This window comes from Janibacter sp. HTCC2649, from assembly GCF_000152705.1.
Classification (GTDB): domain Bacteria; phylum Actinomycetota; class Actinomycetes; order Actinomycetales; family Dermatophilaceae; genus Knoellia.
Map to the genome: position 1 here is coordinate 2648893 of NZ_CH672413.1, position 15400 is coordinate 2664292.

Consider the following 15400-nt stretch of genomic DNA (forward strand, 5'->3'; position numbering starts at 1 on the left):
GCTATCCCCTGACCTGCGCGAATCAAGCGTCAACTATATCGAGGCTTACGTTGACGGCATCGCCTTTCCTTGATGCCTTCGGCCGAACGGACTGCCTTCTTCACCGGCAGGACGTAGCTGCCGATCTTCGTGTCGGGGAAGACCGACGTGGACCAGGTCGTCGCACCGACGGTCACGCGCACTCGCACGGACCCGAATGCCCTTGCGGCGCGCGGGATTTCGGCGATCTCGTCGGCGGCATCTGTGGGCAGGGTGACGAAGTACCACCCGCCTTGCGCACTCCACTCCCACAGCGGGGCGACAAACTGGAAGCGCATCCTCGGATGCTACGCACCGGCCCCCGGTCGGCCCCACGAATCCGCCACCACAGCCTGAGCACAGGATTCGCAGACCGAACGCGTAGGCCGACCCGGCACAGTCCTTCCAGTCAGCGCGAACCAGTCGTGAAGGAAGTCCACATGAGTCACAGTCCAGAGCCGCAGCAAACCGCCAGCGGGCCGGCATACGAAGGTCGTCTTCTCAACCGTCCGCAGGACGAGGTCGTGGACCAGGGCGCGGCCTTCGACGCGCGAACCCTCTTCTCCCGTCGCCGGATGCTGAGCGTCATGGGACTTGGCGCAGGCACCCTCACTCTCGCGGCCTGCGGCGCCGACGGCACGACCACCACAACCGGCACGAGTTCGACCACGGGCGCCGCCACCACCAGTACCGGCGAGATCCCCGAGGAGACCAACGGCCCGTACCCCGCCGACGGCACCCAGGACCTCAACGTCCTCGAGCAGTCCGGCATCGAACGGCAGGACATCCGCTCCAGCCTGGACGGCGGCACGACCGCCGAAGGTGTGGCGCTGACGATGGCGTTCGTCGTGACGGACATGGCCAAGGGCAAGCCCTTCGAGGGCGCCACCGTCTACGCGTGGCAGTGCGACGCCAAGGGCCAGTACTCCATGTACACGCAGGGCGTCGAGAACGAGACGTTCCTGCGCGGGGTCCAGGTCGCCGACGCCGACGGCAAGGTGAGCTTCACGACGATCGTCCCTGGCTGCTACACCGGCCGCTGGCCGCACATCCACTTCGAGGTCTACCCGGACCTCGCGTCGGCGACCGACGTCGACAACGTCATCGCCACCTCGCAGGTCGCCTTCCCCATCGAGATGCTGACGCCGATCTTTGAACGCGCCGAATACGCCGGCTCGACCAGGAACCTCACGGCCATTGGCTCCGTCGACAAGGACATGATCTTCGCCGACAGCATCGCCCTGCAGACGCCGACGCTCACCGGCGACATCACCAACGGATACGCCGCGACCCTCGCCGTCAAGGTCGACACCGCCACCACGCCGAGCGCCGGCGGCGGCATGGGCGGCGGAGGCCAGCCGCCCGCAGGAGGTCAGCCCCCATCGGGTGGTCAGCCCCCATCGGGTGGTCAGCCTCCCGCGGGCGAAATACCGTCCTCACCACCGAACTGACCGTACTTCTCGCCAGAAGGCAATCCCCTGAAGCATCAACGCAAGCGATCAGCGGTCGCCAGGCGACCCGTCGCGCGCGATCCCATACGCCGTTGCCAGGGCCGAATTGAACTCCAGCAAGGACCGACCTCTCGTGGACGCCGCCGGTATCGGGCTGGGATGTGTCGCCTTGATGATCTCGATGCCCCGAGCCCGTAGGTCTCGCTCGTCCGGGGCGATCGACGCTTGAGCCCGTCGGCCAAGTGCCAATATCACGCGAATCTCCGGTGCCAGCTCGAGCAGTTCTTGAAGGTAGCGGCGTCCGCGTTCAACCTGAGCGGAAGTCACGGATCTGTTCTTCTTGCCATCCCCGACGTACCAAGGCACGGCATTCCAAGGTAGGCCGAAGGTTCGAGGCATCCCGGAGTCCTGATACCCAAGCCATACGTTCTTAGCAGTTTCGTCGTCGTTGTCAGCCGACAGCATTCGGGAACCGAGCGCAGCCGGCCCGGCAGGGGACTCAAGGAGGAAAAGGACTCTGGCGCTCACCCCTCCCGAGTCGGGGTCGACGTACGGCACAAAGACAGGTGGCGCATCTTCGCCATGTTCCGTCGCCCATTCCTCGGCGATCTCCGTACGGATCTGGTCAACGAACTGATTCACCGGTGCCACGTGGTCCTCCCCCCACCTGGCTTGCTTTGCAGCAAGGAAGGCCGAGTCCTTGTGCATCTTCGGGGCTGATGAGAATTCCGTCGGCAACGAGAGGACAGCCGGTGACAGGTTCGCGGGTGGCCGATCTGATTTGTGGGCCGACGGATGCTCCCTGAGTCGGTCGAGGACATCGGCCCACTCATCACCAAACGTGCCGCCACCAGCGTGCCTGTCGGCCAGAACCAAGTAGAAGGCCCACCCACGCAGAAAGTCGACGCCACACCACTCTGGAACCCGGTCATTCGCCTTCCACGAGCTGCGGGCGGAGCGCAGGAGTTTCTCAAGATGTCCCGGCGACGCGCCAAGCCTTTCGTAGCCGTTGTAGGTGTGGGCCCAGTGGATCTGAGCTTGGGTGGGTGTCATCGATACTGCCTCGTCTGCGCGTCTCGGATCGTTCTGACCACGTCCGGTGGGAGCTCGACGACCTCAATGTCGACACCCAACTCTCTGATGGCCGCGCCCTGCCAGGAGCGGCCTCTCAGGTGGGCGACTGCCAGTTCATCGGAGACGCAGAGGATCAGACGGTACGGGCGCTTCTCCAAGCTCTTGGCGATCCACGCAAGTTTGGTCGCATCGTTGACGAGCTTGTATTTCTGGGCCACCTTGGCCGGGCCCTGATGCGCCCAGCATTCGACGAGGACGCGCAAATCTTCACTTGCCCCATCCACCTCCACGAACGCGCCCGAAGGATGAGTCAATCGGCGAGGGTTCAGGCTCGTGTCAAGGCGTGCCCCGAGCAAATCGAGCATCACTCGCTCGGCGTTTCTTTGCTCATGTGAACTTCCAGCCGCGACTGACGGAGGTACTCCTGGCGGGGCCTGAGGCGCCGTCGGGCTCTCCGTCGACTGCCGCGGTGGTGAGACTTGAGGTGCCGCGCTTGAGGCGATGGCCAAGGCCTTGGCGCGGAGTGCATCACTCGGCAGCCATCCAAGAACCTCCTCTCGCTCCAGCTCTGTGAAAGCAGCACCGGTCGACAGTGACCGAGCGAACTTGGCGGCGTGCTTGGCATCATGCCCGGGCTGATAAGTGCCCTTGGTGGACCCACCACAACCACAGAGACAAACCCGACCCTGCGGGTCGCGGATCGCGTTGACCAATTTTCCTGAAGGCCCGACCCTGCGGCTCAGGAGGCCCTGAGCCTCCAGGCGTCGACAGATTTGGTTGACCTGTTGCCGCGGAGAAATCTCGCACCGCTGGGCAAGTGCGTCATCGTCCAGCGGGATATCGCTCGCACGAAGGGCACTGAGGAGCCTGTCAGCGTTCGTCATCAGCAGCCTTCTGGCTCACACCACCATCAACAACGGTGTTGAGGCGTTCCCGAATCTGGTCTCTTTCGCGGGCGTATGCGGCAGCCCCACCGCCATCGAGAACAGGTATGCGGATGACTGGGGGTTGACCGAACGCCGGTGCGAGAAGGTCACGCAGGGCATCGTGGTAGGCCCGCTGCCTTTGGCGTCCGCCTGCACCGAAGCCCACGGCTGCCTTGGAGGCTCGGTACCGGTCCGAGCGAGGTGCCAACCGGGCACATAACGCCACGTAGCCCGCATAGTCGAAACCTAGGAGTACCCCGCGTGGATAGAGCATGAGCGACGTCGCTCGAAAAGACGTGAAGTGCTGGCTCTCGTCAATCTCGATGAAGGTCCCGGTGTTCGGATCCACGAAGTCACCCTGCAGCGGCGTCGACCGCTTCCCAGCTTGTGCAGCAAGATCTCCGCCAAGCGCGATGAAGATCCTTTCCAGCGCGCTCCGTACGTCCACTGCCTCAGGTGGAAGGCCCAAGTGACCACGTTGATTGATCCACGGCACTTTCGCCAGATCAAGGTGCAGGCCGTCCTTGGCCGCCGCCGCTCCGAAAGCACGCTGACAGTCCCCTACAGGCACCGAATCACCTCCGTCACGACGCTCGCTATGACAAGGATGCCCGTGAACTCTCTAACGACACTCCTGTTCGCCCAAAACGTTTGGCCTGCCGCCCGCTCGAGGGCGGCATACTCACCGTTTTGTTCGTCAGGCCAGGGCGGAGATCTCGTCGTCGCTGGACGGGCGGAGCACGATCCGGGTCCACGAGCCCACGTAGATCCGGTCGTCCGCGTCGACTTCGCGCTTCTGGCCGGTCGGGATCGACGTCGTGGGGAGGTCGCCGACCGAGTCGCCGATGTAGGTGCCGTTGGACGAGGCGAGGTCCTCGACCCACCAGCGGGTGCCGTCGGTCGTCAGCTGGGCGTGACGCCGGCTGACGCCGTTGTCGACACCGCAGTCGATGTCGGGGTGGATGCCGCGGCTGTTCGACACGCGGCCAATGAGAAGCGAGGTGTTGCGCAGGGCGAAGACCGCCGGCGGACCCTGGCTCGGCAGCGGGTCCGAGCTGCCCTGAGCGGTGTACCAAGCGGGGTCAATCCAGAGCTCAGCCACCCACGGCGTGGCAAGGTCCTTGGAGGTGTTGGCTGGTGCCTCAACCGGAGGGGCAGCCGCTGCGGAGCTGTCTGCGCCACGCGGGAGAGTGCCGGTCGTGTGGTCGTAGCCGCAGACCTCACAGAACAACGCGTCGGGTGAGTTGGGTCCTCCGCAGTTGGGGCACGGCCGCGTCGCTGACTCCGGTTCCGGGGCGGCGGCCGGGGTGTCCGAGGGAGAGGAGGAGGCGGCAGGGTCGCCTGCCGAACCAGCCTCGCCGGACGCACCCTCCGCAGCAGGGTGAACGCCGGTCGGGGCGCCGTCGGCATTCATGGCCGCCCCGCAGATGTCGCAGTAGTCGGTGGCCGTGGAGTCGTGGCCGCTGGGGCACTTCATGGCTTGCGGACCCGGGTGGTCTTCGTCGACGCGGTGTCCAGGGCCATCTCGTCGGCCTTCTCGACAGCCTTCTTGAGCTGGACCGTGCCGGCGTCGGCGTCCTCGATGTCGACGACCTTGCGCAGTTTGGCGGTCGCCTCGTCGTTGCCCGTCTCGGCAGCCAGCTGCACGGCGCGACCGAGCTTGGTCGTCGCGGTCTCCTCGTCGCCGACCGCCTTGGCGGCCAAGCCCTCCTGGATGACCTGGGCGAGCTCGGCCTGGCCCGTGTAGTGGGCGACCTGCTGGTCGATCCGGGTGGTCAGGGCGGAGTCGTCGGACCACTTCGCCTTGACCAGGCCCTGCGCCTTGACCTCGTCGCCCACGACCACCTGGACACGCGCGGCCAGCTGCTCCTGGCCGATCGCCTTGGCTGCCAGCCGGATGGCGACGTGGTAGTCGCGGGACTCGTCGGACCACGCGCCGGTCGGATAACCACCCGTCAGGTCGTTGACCACCGAACGGCGACCGGTGAGGTCGTCGACGGTGGGGGAGACCTGCTTTACGAAGACGACCGTTGAGCCCTGCGGAGCCCAGACCCGCAGCTCGGCGTCGGCGACACCGCGTGACATCGACGTGCGCATGATGGCCTGGAACTCGGCCCGCAGCTGGCTGGGCGCCGGGATGATGTCGATGGTGCCGAGCAGTGCCTGGGCGATCGGCCTGATGTCGGCCACCTTCCAGTCGACGCCGACACCTCGGCAGTCGCACTGGTAGTAGCCGGTGGCCCGGTCGGTGGCCGCCTGGAGCACCTCTGGCGCCTCGTTGTTCTCACCGTCGGTGAGCAGGATCGCGTGGCGTTGCTGCACTTGGGGCACCGAACCGAAGACGACCCCGGCGAGGTCGAGCCAGGTGCTGATGACGGTCCCGCCGCCAGCTCGCAGCTGCGCCACCGCCGCGGACGCCTGGGCGCGTGAGGTCGCCGTCATCTGGACCATGGCGGGCCCGCTCGTCACGTTCGGATAGACGAGGAAGGCGGCGCCGTTGCCCGAGATCACGGAGAAGTAGGTGCCGTCGACGATCTCGGCCAGCGCGGCCGTCGCGGCCTGCTTGGCGGCCTCCATCGACTCGACACCCATCGACCCCGACGTGTCGATGATGATGATCTCCCCAGCTGCTGCCGAGCCACCCTGACCGGCCACGCCGGCACCCGAGCACGTGACCGAGACGATCGCGTTGACGTCGGTGCCCCCGTCGGGAAGGAACTCGTTCTGGTAGACCGCCGCGGTGAACTCAGCCATGGATCTGCCTTTCGTCGTTCGTGAGATTCTCCACCACCGGCTCGATGACCGCCTCCACCACCGGCACGGGGCCGACCCGGGCCAGCGTGACCGTGATGTTGTCCTGACCGCCCTGCGCATTGGCCCAGGCCACCAGGGCCGAGGCGAGGGCGAGCGGCTCCATCGTGCCTGCCGCGTCGATCTGTGCACGCAGTGCCGCCGGCTCCGAGGCGTAGTTCCACAGGCCGTCCGAGCAGACGAGCAGCCAACCCGGCTGGTCAACCGTCACGGTGACCACCCGAGGCACCACGTCGGGGCTGTCGGAGCCGAGCCACTTCGTGATCGCGTGGGCCTGCGGGGAGGCCTCGGCCTCGAGCCGAGGGTGCCCGGCGTCGATGAGCATCTGGGCCATCGAGTCATCGGTGAGCAGCTGGGTCCCGCCGCCCGCGTCGGGGAGCAGGTAGGCACGGGAGTCACCGATGACAGCGCACCGCAGCGTTGCCCCGTCGACGAGGCCGACGACGAATGTGCACGACGCGGGTCGCGGCGAAGACGGCTCGGTGTTCGCGATGACCGCGGTGTTGGCGGCAGCGGCCGCCAACGTGAGCACCCGGGTCGCTGCGGCATCGGCACTGGTCGCACCACCGATGCCCTTGGGCAGTGGCGCTCGCAGCACGTCGAGGGCGGCACGCGCTGCCGCCAGCGACGCCACGTCGGAGTCGTCGGAGTTGGAGACGCCGTCGCACACGACGAGGACGGCCCGCCCGCCCTGAGTCGGCTCGGCATACAGCGCCATCGCGTCTTCGTTGCGGTGATGCTTGATGCCGCGGTCGCAGACCCCGGCGACCCACGGAGCCGGTGCGTCCTCGAAGTGGTCGCGCTCCGACGGAGCCTTGGAGCCACAGACCGTGCAGTACCCGTCGTCGCCCACCGGCGAGCCACAGCTGGCACAGGCACGCGGACCAGCAACCGTGGGCGGCGCAGAGGCGGACGTGTTGCGGTTTGTCGGCGTGCTGATCGGGCTGAGATCGTCGAGGGGCGACTCGGGACCTGCCCCATCCGCAGCCGCAGCCGAGACGTCAGCGACGCTCGCGCCGCACGCCTCGCAGAACTGGGCACCCGCCGCCAACGTGGCCCCGCACGACGGGCAGGCCGACCGAGCAGCCTGGGCCGCCTGCGCAGCCCCGTCAGCAGGGTCGTTCGGAGTCGCCTCGGCGGGCGCCGGCAACTGGGTCACGTGCTCGTCCAGGGGCGCACCGTGTTGGCGCGGTCGACGAGGGCGATCCGCTCCTCGCGGGTGCCGGCCTCGCGGGCCAGCGCCCGATAGCTCGCCTCGAGCGCGGTGCGCAGGGTCTCGTCTTGGGCGGCATACGGCCCGATGTTCAACGGTTGTGGTCCGGTCTCGCCGACGATGGCGATCGCCTTCTCGAGGATCCGGGCGGTGAGGCCCTCACGCTCGACGGTGTCGAGCCGCACCCCGTCGACGCTGGTCAGCGCCTGGCCCAGCCGGCCGAGGTCCTTGTCGGATCCCGCCAGCAGGACGTCGGCGCGCAGTCGGCGGGCCTCGCCATAACCGCGGCTCGTCGACGGCACGAGGTCAAGCGCCTTCACCGCGCCATCGGTGTCGCCGGCCGCCGCCCGCAACCGGGCGATCCCGAACGCCGCGGGCGCGACATAAGCAGCGTCCGTCTGGGCACACGTGCGATAGAGGCCTTCGGCGACGTCACCCTGACCGCCCGCCTCACACGCGACGGCGAGCGCCAGCTTGGGTGCCAGCTCGCCGGGAACCTGTTGATAGACAGCGCTGAACGACGCCTGCGCATCCGCCCAGTCGGAGGACTGCAGCGACGCGAGCCCCTGGAGCCACAGCGCCCGCCAGTCCCACGGGTCGAGGGCGAGCAGCTGCGCCGCCTGCTCCTTGGTCGCCGAGCCGTTGCCGTCGAGGAGGTACTCCGCGCCGCGGGCGAGGTGGACCTCGGCCGTCGCCTCGGGCGCCTTGGCGAGGTCGGCGAGCCGCTCCTGGGGTTCGCCGGGGGCCAGGCTGACCAGCCAGGCGTATTGCGCGTCGGTCGTGTCGGGGCGCAGCGACGGCAGCTGGTTCCAGTCGATGCGGGCCGTGGAGACCGCCGGGGTCGTGAAGCTCACCGACGCGGCGGAGGTCGTGCTCGTGCCCACGGTGCGGGCGGCGACAACCTCGCGCAGCACTCCAAGAGCCTGGGCTCGCAGCTCGTCAGCGGAGGCGAACCGGTCGGCCGGATCAGGAGCGCAGCACTTGGCGACGAGCCAGTAGAACGAGTCGTGGTCGCGGAACACCGGGGTGGTCGCCGGGTCGGGCAGTTTCGACAGGTAGGTCGACTGGTAGCCCTTGAACTCCATCGTGAGGACGACGAGGGTGCGGCCGATCGTGTAGACGTCCGAGGCGATCGACGTCCCCGACTCGGCGACCTCCGGTGCCTGGTAGCCGACCGTCCCGTAGATCGCCGAGTCGTCGTCGTCGATCCGGCGCACCCCGCCGAGGTCGATCAGCTTGACGGCGTCACCGACCTGGATGAGGTTGTCCGGCTTGAAGTCGCAGTAGACGAGCCCGAGGTCGTGCAGGTACTGGAAGGCCGGCATGATCTCGACGATGTAGGCGAGGGCCTGGTCGACGGGGAACGGGTCGTAGGAGCCGTGGGCTCGCATCCGCTCCTTGAGCAGCTGCTTGAGCGACTCGCCGCCGACGTACTCCATGACGATGTAGCCGGCCTCGTCGTGGGTGACGAAGTTGTAGATCTCGACGATGCTCGGGTGCTCGACCTGGGCGAGGAACCGCTGCTCCGCGATCGCCGCGGCCAGTGCGTCCTTGTCGCCGGAGTTGAGCAGGCCCTTGAGGACGACCCAGCGGTCAGAGACGTTGCGGTCGCGCGCGAGGTAGATCCAGCCGAGTCCGCCGTGCGCGAGCGCACCGGCGACGAGGTACTGCCCTCCGACGAGATCGCCGGACTTGAGCTTGGGCGTGAAGGAGTATGCCGTGCCGCACTTGGGGCAGAACCCTTCCGGTCTCCCGGGCTGGCCGTCGATCGAACGACCCACTGCCGCACCGCAGTTGGCGCAGCTGCGTTTGTCCTCGGGCACCGAGGGGTTGGTCTGCACGGCCTTGGCCGGGTCGATGGCGCGCGCCGGCGGGATCGTCGTGATTCCCGCTCCGAGGCGGGCGGCGCGGGTCCGGGACGACCCGACCCGGCGGGTCGCCGTCGAGCCCGAGCCGGCGCGACGCGAGCCGATCGCTGCCGACTGGATCCGGTGCGACGTGGAGGCAGTCGAGGCCGTGCCGGCGACCCCCGCGGGCACGGACCCAGCATCGCTGGCGGGAGTTCCGCCTGGCGTCCCGCACACGTCGCAGTAGCCGTCGGCGATCGTGCCCGAGCAGCCGGGCTGGGCACACTTCGCGCCGTCGGACGCCGCGGGCGCCGAGGATGCCCCGGTCGCGGCCGAGGCCAGCTCGGACGGCGGCATCCCGCAGACGTCGCAGTAGCCGTCGGTGACGGTGCCCGAGCATCCGGGCTGCTCACACTTCACGAGGCGGTCCTCCCAGCATGCTTCACCGGTGCGGACTGCCCGGCGAGATCGATCCACGCGAGATAGGCACCCACGAGGTGCTCGACCACGGCGACCGGGGTAGGCCTCCGGTCGAGCAGGTCCTGCGCCAACCGAGCAGCGGCAACCACATCGGGCTGGGTGCTCACGCCGGTCGCCTCTGCCTTGACCTGGGCGGCCGCGAGCCGGTCGGCGAGGGAAGACCGGGAAGCCAGCGCAGCGGCATACCGCTGCTCTGCAATGTCCATCGCCTGACCGACACGGACCAGACGTTCCCCGTATGCCGCGAGCGCACCCGGGTCTGTCGGTGCGGCACCCAGCAGGGAGACGTCGGGGACGGCGTTGCGCGGGGCCGGGAGAACGGTGGCGACGGCTTCATCGGCCAACGCGCTGACGTGGGCCTCGCGGGTGGTGAGGTCGGCGCGCACCCGCTCGAGCGCAGCGAACTGGTCACGAGCCTCACGGCGCTGCACCCCACCGACGATGAGGTCACGCTCGGTGCGGGAGGCGTCGTTCTCGAGCGGACCAAGGAGTCCACCGACGTCGCCACCCCGCTCGAGTCGGACCCCGACGTCGGCGACCCGAGTGGTCAGGGCGTCGAGCTGGCGCTGGGCGGTGGGCCGGCTGGTGGGGGGTTCGAGAGCGACCTGGTCGTGCAGCCGGTCGAGCTGGGCACGCAACGAGCGAAGCCGACGGGCGCTCTCCTCGACCGCCGGGGCCAGACCGAGCCGGGCCCGCAGCGCACCGGCGAGGGCATCGGAGAGGCGGCACGCCTCTGGCACCGAGACCATGGCGCCAGCGGCAGTGGCCGCCGCGCTGTCGAGCCGGCCCCAGATGAGCACGGCGATCCGGTCGAGGTCGCTGGCGTCGACGCGACCGCCAGCGAACGCCTTCTCGAGCTGGTCGCGGCGATCGGCCACCGACTTCCACAGGGCCATGGAGAGGACGACATCGCCGGAGACCTCGTGGTGTCGTGGCGACGTCAGCGCTGCCCGGTCGATGTCGTCGAGCTCGGCCCGCCGTCCGGCGACCCAGGCGTCGAGCTCGCCGAGATAGGCCAGAACTGCTGCAGGAGTGGGCCGCTGCGCCAGTCCACCCGGAGCGACCGGCGCGAGGACGTCGCTCACGGTGTCGGCCGACCGTAGGACGGCGCCGGCTGGCCGGTGCCCTTGCCGAGCTCGGGCGCGAGCCAGGTGTTGTAGGACGTCGTCCAGTCGCCCGACGTCCGGTCGTTCTCGAGGACGGTGTTGACGAACTTGACCAGGTCGACCTGGTCGGCCGCGATGCCGACGCCGTAGGGCTCCGCGGTGAACGCCTTCTCACTCAGCACCACGGCATACGGGTCCTGGGACGCGAGCCCGGCGAGGACCGTGTCGTCACCGGTGATGGCCTCGACCTTGCCCTGCTGGAGGTTGACGAGGCATTCGGTGTGGGTGGTCGCGGGAACGGCGATCGCCTTCGGCGCAAGCCGGACGAGGTTGTCCAGGCTCGAGGTGCCGGTCGGCGCACAGACCCGCTTGCCCGCGAGCGAGGCAAGGCCGGTGATGGTCGAGCCCTTGCGGATGAGGATCTTCTGGCCCGCGCGGTAGTACTCGGCGGAGAACGCGATCGTCTTCCACCGGTCGCAGGTGATCGTCATGTTGCGGACGACGACATCGACCTGGTGGTTCTGCAGGACGGGAAGCCGGTCGGCCGCAGTGATGACCCGAAGCTCGACCTTGGCGTTGGGGCCGAGGATGGCGTCCGCGATCTGCTGGACGAGGTCGATGTCGAAGCCCTCGATCCTGCCCAGGAGCGGGTTGCGTGAGCCGAGCAGCCGGGTGTCGGCCGAGACGCCCGCGATGAGCCGCCCACGGGCCTTGATCTTGCCCATCGTCGACGCGCTCGGGATGCCGCTCGGGGCGGGCAGGGCGCCGTCCGGGGCATAGGACTGGACCGCGTTGGTGCACGACTGTGCGGTCGGAGCCTTGCCCGCGGTGACCGATGCGGAGGGCGCCGCCTTGGGCAGTGGGGTGGGCGCCACCGACGAGCACGCTCCGAGCCCGAGGGCCACGGTTGCGGCGACGACGAGGGGTGCGGTGACCCGGGTCAGCCTCATGAGTACTCCTCGATCCGGGTGGTGACCCCGCGCCAGGCGGCGGCCGCTCCGGCCAGGCCGGCCACGAGGGCGAGGATGAGGAGGCCGAGGAAGAGGAACCGGCCGCTGTCCAGGTCGTCCGTGGTGCGGTTGCCGGCGGCATCGACGACCTTGCGCAGGGAGTCATCGACGGCGTTGAAGGCGGCGGTCGAGCTGCCGCTGGCCGAGCTCGTGGCCGCCGCCACTGCCTGGTCCCAGTTGCCCTCGGTGTCGAGGGCCACGATCTTGGCGTGCGCCGCGGCATAGGTGCTCCACTGGCCCGCGACCGACCCGAGGGCCTCGCCGGAGGTCTTGTCGACGATCGTCGCGGCGGCGGCCTCCCACTTCTTCTCGTAGGTCGCCCCGCTGCCTCGGGAGATGAGGCGCAACGACTCGTTGGCCTTCGCGTCGTTGGCGGCACTGCGGGCGATGACTCCGTCGACGACCGTTGCGTACGAACCCTTGAGCAACCTGCTGTCCTCCGAGCCCTGGTTGCCGGCGGCGACAGCGGCGAGACCGACCATGACCAAGGTCGCTGCCCCGGCCGCGACGATCCCGACGTTGAACCGGCGCCTGAACCGCTGCGCCAGCTGCTGGTTGAGCCAGCCGAGCGCGACGAGGGCGAGCAGCCCGGGAAGGACGACGAGGATCCACGGCAGTGGCGACATCGCGTCACGGGAACGCTGCTGGTTGGCCGTCACGAGGTTGTCGACGAGCGGCAGGGCGGTGCTGCGCAGTCCGGTGCTTGCCTGGTTGAGGTAGGCGGCGCCGACCGGGAACCCCTGCCGGTTGTTGGCCCGAGCCAGCTCCATCGAAGAGGTGTAGGTGAGGACGGCCTCGTTGAGGGCGGCGAGCGCTGCCCGGTCGGCCGGCTGGGCCTGCGCCGCATCGGTCAGCGTGCGCTCGACCTCGACCAGGGCACTGTCGTAGGCCGCGCGCTGCTCGGCCGGCTCGAGCCCACCGACGAGGAAGGCGTTGGTGGCGAGCGCGTCGGCGCGCAACAGGTTGACCTTGATGGTCTGGACCCGGACGAGCTGGGCGGTGTCGGCCGAGGCCGCTCGGGTGTCCTGCCACGTGTTCAACAGCATGAGCGCCGTGAGGGTTGAGGCGAGGACGCAGACGGCGGCAATGACCAGACGCCACTGGGCCAGCCAGCCGGGCGTCGTGGAGGTGGTCCTGCTGGCGCCGGTCTGCCGGCCGGTCACGGCACCCGGAGCGGAAGGTGCCGTGGCAGCGGGAGCCGGCACACCGGCATACGCCGTCGTCGTTGTTGCCTGCGCGACTCCTGCGGACTGACTCATGACGCCTCCTCCCCCGTGGGCTTCGGCTCAGTCTGCAACAACTCGGCCCCCACCGGTGGAGGTCCGTCAGACAGGTCCTCCGCCTCCAGGGAGCGCAACTGCTCGACGGTGGGCTCGTCGATCTCCCGCAACCGCCAGGCCTGGTGACCGACGGCGGCCTCGAAGACGTTGCGCGCATAGCGGCCGTTGCCGAAGGACGCGTCCCGGGCCTGCTCGCCGAGCAGCTCACGGAATCGGGCCTCGACGGCATCGGTCACGTCGTAGTCGCCGCCGGTCGCGATGCCGCAGAAGATCGCGACGAGCTCGTCGTCGGTGTAGTCCACGAAGTCGATCGTCGTCCGGAAACGGCTGGCCAGGCCGGGGTTCTGCGCGATGAAGAACTGCATCGGCACGGGGTAGCCGGCCACGATGACGACGAGGTCGTCGCGCTTGTCCTCCATCTCCTTGACGAGGGTGTCGACGGCCTCGGTGCCGTACTGGTCGCCAGCGAGGGAGTACGCCTCGTCGATGAACAGGACGCCGCCCATCGCGGACTTCACGACCTCCTGGGTCTTCATCGCGGTCTGCCCGAGGTAGCCGGCGACCAGCTCCGCGCGGTCGACCTCGATGAGCTGGCCCTTAGAGAGCAGGCCGAGGGCGCGGTAGATGCCGGAGACGAGCCGGGCCACGGTCGTCTTGCCAGTGCCGGGGTTGCCGGTGAAGACGAGGTGCCGGGTCAGGTCGGGGGTCTTCAAACCGGCGGCAGCGCGCTTGGCCTCGATCCGCAGGACCGCGACCTGGCGGTGGATCTCGGCCTTGACGGCGGCCAGCCCGGTGAGGGCGTCGAGCTCCGCGAGCAGCTCCTCGACGGACTTCTGCGGTTCCTCCGGTTTCGCCGGCTCGGGGGCGGGCTGCTCCGGCGGCTCACCTGCCGTCGCGGTGTCGTTGGGGCCGCTGGCGTCGGTGGGCCCGCTCGGCCCGCTCGGCTGGCTCGGCTGGCTCGGACGGGGGCCGGTCAGGTCGCCGAAGGCACCCGGACCCCACGGGTCGGCCTGCGGGTCGAGGTCCAACGGCGAGCCCGCGCGGACCTCTTCGGTGCGGGTGCGCAGGGTGTCCAGCTGACCCATGACCTCGCCCCAGAGGCCGCGAACCCCGCGGGTGAACTCGTCGGTCTGGCTGGGCGAGGTCGCGACCGGAGTCTGCGGGGTCGGCGTGGGCTGGAAGGCGCCGAGCTGGGCGGCGGCGGCCTGCGAGGCGTTGCCGATGGTCTGGGTCGTCGGTGTCCCCAGACCGGCACCTGCGGTGCAGACCAGAGCCAAAGCCTTCGCGTATGCCGGTGCCTCACCTGAGCGTTCGGCTGCCAGTCGGGCGAGGGTCGGGGTGGGTGTCGACCGCCACCGGCGGCCGCGGGACGCAGCCGCCGTGAAGTCCTCCGCCGACCGGTCGCCGCCGGTCTGGGCAACCCAGTCGACCCATGCGCCCGTGGCCGCCTCGGCCACGGTCGCCGCCAGCGCCTCACCCTCGGCGCGGGCATCGGGCTCCGGCACGCCGGCGGCCAGGGCCACCTCGAGCAGGGACGCCAGGGCGGCAGACAGGGTGGGGCTGGAGCTGGCCGGGTTGGTCATGGGGTCGCTCACTCCAGGTCAAGGCTGTTGGTCGACGGTGACTGTGGTGATCCAGACTGTGGTGATCTGTCAGACGACGGGCTGGGCAGGGGAGTTCCCGAGGGCACCTCGAGGACGCCGCCACCACTGGGTGCACCGAACTTGGCCTCGAGGAACCGGCCGTGCGCGATGAGTGCCTGGGCGTCGGAGCGGTTGGCGGCGTCGAGCACCTTGTCCATCGTCGAGCCGAGCAGCTCAAGTTGGTCGACGAGCATCATCAGGGCGGTCCGGCCGGCGTCGATCGGCCGCGTGTCGGCCCAGTCGCGCGGAAGCCGCAGGTAGCCAGCCACCGCCTCCGGGAGATAGCTCGTGGCCGTCGCGACCACGGCATACGCATCGGCACTGCCCAGCCCGAGCGCCGCGAGACGCGGAAGCGTGGCTCGCACGAGTCGGTCGATCCGGGCCACCCGCAACCCGATGAGCGGCGACGCCTTGCCCTCGACGAGCGCCGCGGACACCCGATCGAGGGAGCCCAGGATGTCGGCCTCGGTGGGCGCGGCGGGCACGCTGGAGGCCGGGGGGTCGGGCGCCCCGCGCAGCCAGTCCCGAAGGCCCACCGCCG

General features: G+C 69.3%; 14 protein-coding genes. 1 reads left to right on the forward strand and 13 read right to left on the reverse strand.

The genetic code is table 11. The annotated features are described in order from the left end of the window. Positions 1–29: 29 nt before the first annotated feature. Entirely contained in the window at positions 30–317 is a 288-nt protein-coding gene (locus JNB_RS12635; protein WP_009776880.1) for a DUF1905 domain-containing protein, read from the reverse strand. A 141-nt stretch (positions 318–458) separates the two neighbouring features. Between JNB_RS12635 and JNB_RS12640 the strand changes: the two genes are divergently transcribed. Beyond that, positions 459–1469, forward strand: a complete 1011-nt coding sequence (locus tag JNB_RS12640; RefSeq protein WP_040883785.1) for an intradiol ring-cleavage dioxygenase — start codon at positions 459–461, stop codon at positions 1467–1469. A 48-nt stretch (positions 1470–1517) separates the two neighbouring features. Here the strand turns inward: JNB_RS12640 and JNB_RS20555 are convergent, their stop codons facing one another. The 12 genes from JNB_RS20555 to JNB_RS12700 form a co-directional block, all read right to left on the reverse strand. After that, positions 1518–2522 carry a uracil-DNA glycosylase gene (locus JNB_RS20555; protein WP_050766618.1) on the reverse strand — a complete coding sequence of 335 codons (1005 nt, stop codon included), beginning with the start codon at positions 2520–2522 and terminating at the stop codon, positions 1518–1520. After that, entirely contained in the window at positions 2519–2908 is a 390-nt protein-coding gene (locus JNB_RS12650) for a hypothetical protein (RefSeq protein ID WP_009776883.1), read from the reverse strand. Before JNB_RS12650 ends, JNB_RS20555 begins: the two co-directional genes overlap by 4 nt. A gap of 505 nt (positions 2909–3413) precedes the next feature. Next, complete coding sequence (locus JNB_RS12655; RefSeq protein WP_050766619.1) at positions 3414–4040, reverse strand: hypothetical protein; 627 nt, start codon at positions 4038–4040, stop codon at positions 3414–3416. A gap of 126 nt (positions 4041–4166) precedes the next feature. After that, complete coding sequence (locus JNB_RS12660) at positions 4167–4946, reverse strand: FHA domain-containing protein (RefSeq protein WP_009776885.1); 780 nt, start codon at positions 4944–4946, stop codon at positions 4167–4169. Next, positions 4943–6223, reverse strand: coding sequence for a VWA domain-containing protein (locus tag JNB_RS12665; protein WP_009776886.1), 1281 nt, complete (start codon positions 6221–6223; stop codon positions 4943–4945). The genes JNB_RS12660 and JNB_RS12665 overlap by 4 nt, the downstream gene beginning before the upstream one ends. Then, positions 6216–7439, reverse strand: a complete 1224-nt coding sequence (locus JNB_RS12670) for a protein phosphatase 2C domain-containing protein (protein WP_009776887.1) — start codon at positions 7437–7439, stop codon at positions 6216–6218. Before JNB_RS12670 ends, JNB_RS12665 begins: the two co-directional genes overlap by 8 nt. Beyond that, on the reverse strand, positions 7436–9760 hold the full coding sequence (locus tag JNB_RS12675) for a serine/threonine-protein kinase (RefSeq protein WP_009776888.1): 2325 nt from the start codon (positions 9758–9760) through the stop codon (positions 7436–7438). Before JNB_RS12675 ends, JNB_RS12670 begins: the two co-directional genes overlap by 4 nt. After that, the gene (locus JNB_RS12680) at positions 9757–10905 is read right to left on the reverse strand and encodes a hypothetical protein (protein ID WP_009776889.1); all 1149 of its coding nucleotides are present in this window, start codon (positions 10903–10905) and stop codon (positions 9757–9759) included. The genes JNB_RS12675 and JNB_RS12680 overlap by 4 nt, the downstream gene beginning before the upstream one ends. Then, positions 10902–11876 carry a glutamate ABC transporter substrate-binding protein gene (locus JNB_RS12685; protein ID WP_009776890.1) on the reverse strand — a complete coding sequence of 325 codons (975 nt, stop codon included), beginning with the start codon at positions 11874–11876 and terminating at the stop codon, positions 10902–10904. The genes JNB_RS12680 and JNB_RS12685 overlap by 4 nt, the downstream gene beginning before the upstream one ends. After that, on the reverse strand, positions 11873–13195 hold the full coding sequence (locus tag JNB_RS12690; protein ID WP_050766620.1) for a hypothetical protein: 1323 nt from the start codon (positions 13193–13195) through the stop codon (positions 11873–11875). The genes JNB_RS12685 and JNB_RS12690 overlap by 4 nt, the downstream gene beginning before the upstream one ends. Continuing rightward, on the reverse strand, positions 13192–14811 hold the full coding sequence (locus JNB_RS12695; RefSeq protein ID WP_009776892.1) for an AAA family ATPase: 1620 nt from the start codon (positions 14809–14811) through the stop codon (positions 13192–13194). The genes JNB_RS12690 and JNB_RS12695 overlap by 4 nt, the downstream gene beginning before the upstream one ends. Further along, entirely contained in the window at positions 14808–15395 is a 588-nt protein-coding gene (locus JNB_RS12700; RefSeq protein WP_040883789.1) for a hypothetical protein, read from the reverse strand. The genes JNB_RS12695 and JNB_RS12700 overlap by 4 nt, the downstream gene beginning before the upstream one ends. Positions 15396–15400 lie beyond the last annotated feature (5 nt).

Coding starts and splice junctions, on each gene's coding strand:
- JNB_RS12635 (WP_009776880.1), bottom strand. CDS start 317: ATGCGCTTCCAGTTTGTCGCCCCGCTGTGGGAGTGGAGTGCGCAAGGC.
- JNB_RS12660 (WP_009776885.1), bottom strand. CDS start 4,946: ATGAAGTGCCCCAGCGGCCACGACTCCACGGCCACCGACTACTGCGAC.
- JNB_RS12640 (WP_040883785.1), top strand. CDS start 459: ATGAGTCACAGTCCAGAGCCGCAGCAAACCGCCAGCGGGCCGGCATAC.
- JNB_RS20555 (WP_050766618.1), bottom strand. CDS start 2,522: ATGACACCCACCCAAGCTCAGATCCACTGGGCCCACACCTACAACGGC.
- JNB_RS12665 (WP_009776886.1), bottom strand. CDS start 6,223: ATGGCTGAGTTCACCGCGGCGGTCTACCAGAACGAGTTCCTTCCCGAC.
- JNB_RS12685 (WP_009776890.1), bottom strand. CDS start 11,876: ATGAGGCTGACCCGGGTCACCGCACCCCTCGTCGTCGCCGCAACCGTG.
- JNB_RS12650 (WP_009776883.1), bottom strand. CDS start 2,908: ATGCTCGATTTGCTCGGGGCACGCCTTGACACGAGCCTGAACCCTCGC.
- JNB_RS12690 (WP_050766620.1), bottom strand. CDS start 13,195: ATGAGTCAGTCCGCAGGAGTCGCGCAGGCAACAACGACGACGGCGTAT.